Origin of the sequence: Hominilimicola sp. (genome assembly GCF_046972485.1) — a bacterium.
Taxonomy (GTDB): domain Bacteria; phylum Bacillota; class Clostridia; order UBA1381; family UBA1381; genus Hominilimicola; species Hominilimicola fabiformis.
Genome location: NZ_JBKVWU010000196.1, coordinates 1 through 2441, shown reverse-complemented (window position 1 = coordinate 2441; position 2441 = coordinate 1). Strand labels below are relative to the sequence as shown.

Sequence of the window (2441 nt, the reverse complement as noted above, 5' to 3'; positions counted from 1 at the left end):
TTGTGAGTGGCTGGGTTGGAAGCGGTAAAACGGGCGTAATAGATTTTACGCCCTCCGTTCCGACTGCCGCAAAATCTATTTTTAATAAAGCGCTTGATACGCTTATTATGTTTTACAGAAATAACGCAAATATGAAAACAGAAATAAGAGGGTTCGGCAATACGAAGCCGCAGCCTTTGGAAAATATTATAACTGAAAGAGAGGTTGAGCTAATGGCAAAAGCACAAGCAACAAAAGCGCCTGAAAAATCGGAGCCGTCAAGGGCTTCTGTACAGGCGATAGAATTATCCGGCGAAACGCCCTATGAAAAATTGAGCGAGATTTTGAAAAAGCTGGAGGACGGAGTGAAAGACATATTTAACGGCGATAAATATGCGGAATATCTTGCGTGTATGTCAAAATTCCATAATTACAGTTTTAGAAATTCGCTTTTGATTTTAATGCAAAAGCCCGACGCTTCTATGGTGGCGGGATTTGGCGCATGGCGCGATAATCACAAACGCACAGTAAAACGAGGTGAACGCGGTATTAAAATAATCGCGCCGTTCTCATACAAAACAAAAAAGCAGATTGAGAAAATAAATCCGGCAACAAACAAGCCGATTATAGGCTGGGACGGTAAACCGCTTACAGAGGAAAAAGAAGTAACTATCCCCACTTTCCGAGTTGCTACCGTATTTGACTTGTCGCAGACGGAGGGCGAACCGCTGCCGAGTTTGGGAGTTGACGAGCTTACGGGCAATGTTGCGGATTTCAAAAAGTTTTATGCCGCACTTGAAAAAATATCGCCTATGCCTATTGGGTATGAGGATATAGATACGGGAGCAAAGGGATATTGTAATTTTGAAGAACAGCGAATAGCCGTAAAAAACGGTATGAGCGAGGTTCAGCAGTTAAAAACGCTGATACACGAAATTGCACACGCTAAACTACACAATATTCTCAAAGAAAAATCAACGGAATTGACGCCCGAAGAACAAAAGAACAATCGTACAATGGAGGTTGAAGCTGAAAGCGTCGCCTATACCGTTTGTCAGCGATATGGGATTGACACTTCCGATTATTCTTTCGGATATGTTGCGGGTTGGAGCAAAGATAAGGAATTACCGGAGTTAAACGCTTCCCTTGACACAATACAAAAAACGGCGAATGAAATTATATTAGGCATTGACGAGTATTATAAAGAGCTTGCAAAGGATATTGAGCAGACCGAACAGGAAACGGATTATACACAATTTACGGGCTGGGATTTTAACGGCGGATACGCTGCAATCAATACAGACGCTAATTATCTGCAAGTATTTTTTAATGAAAAGCCGGACGATAATATCCGCGCCGAATTAAAGGCAAACGGTTTTCATTGGGAGCCGAAAATAAAAGCGTGGCAGCAGCCATTAACAGGCGAAGTCCTTAACGCTGCTGACAAGGTGGAGTATATCAGACCATTAGACGGTACATTACCGTCTGAATTTCAGAAACGAAACGAGGAACCGGCGAAGATAGCCGAACAGGACGGATTTTCTGAATTGTCGGACGCAGACGCGGCAGACGGCGCAAAAGTATTTGAGCCGGAGGACAATTCCAAAGACACACCTACCATTGACGAGCTTGAAGCAAAGGCGAAGAATGGCGAACCTGTCGCTATTATGGATATTATCGCGGCAAATGAAGCGGAAAAAGTTAAGAAAGGCAAAACGCCTTCCAAAAATGAGACATCTAAGAAAAAGCCGTCAATCAAAAAGCAGTTGGCGGAAGCAAAGGCGCAGGCAGATAAACAGCCGCAAAAATCCGAAAAGGTCAAAAATGCGGCTTTGGAGGTTTAAGCTATGCGTAAGTTTGAAAATGTGGATATTATAAATTCGCTGCGCCGAATAATGAACATAAATACAGAGCATTACAAAAATGATTTTTTTCTTGATGTTGATACAATACATACGGCAGCGTTAAGCGACAGTGCAGAAGATAAGTATTTACTTTTTATGTCGCGTCTGAACGGTACATACTGTTATTGTGAAACGGACGTCTTTACAAAAGATACATCAGCATATAATACTTGGACATACTATGGCGAACAGGCACACGACAATATTATTGCCTATGCTATTAAAATAACGGGTTTTGAAAATGAAGTCATCAAGGGCAATCTTTATGAATTAGATTATCCGAAGCATTTTAAACACGTTATAAATGTTTCGGTGTGTGCCGATAGTGTTTCCGCTGATGAAGAATTAAAATTTACTCTATCGTGCGAGCATAAACGACTTGAAAAGCTGAAATGCGGCAATATTGACAATCATATTGCGGATTTGTCAAAAAAGAAAATCAAGGCGCAGCTTGATAAAATGACGGAAGCTGAAAAGGAGGATATTATAACCCACGTCGAATTAAGCAAAGATTTTGGCGAAGCAGATTTACTAACGCAGGCAGATATTGATTTATAC

General features: G+C 41.4%; 1 protein-coding gene and 1 pseudogene. Both read left to right on the top strand.

Annotated features, from left to right (window positions below):
* The coding region (locus ACLTU0_RS11700; RefSeq protein ID WP_412322616.1) for an ArdC-like ssDNA-binding domain-containing protein at positions 1-1823 on the top strand (1823 nt) is incomplete at its 5' end.
* A gap of 3 nt (positions 1824-1826) precedes the next feature.
* Positions 1827-2441: pseudogene (locus tag ACLTU0_RS11695) on the top strand (hypothetical protein); the annotation flags it as partial.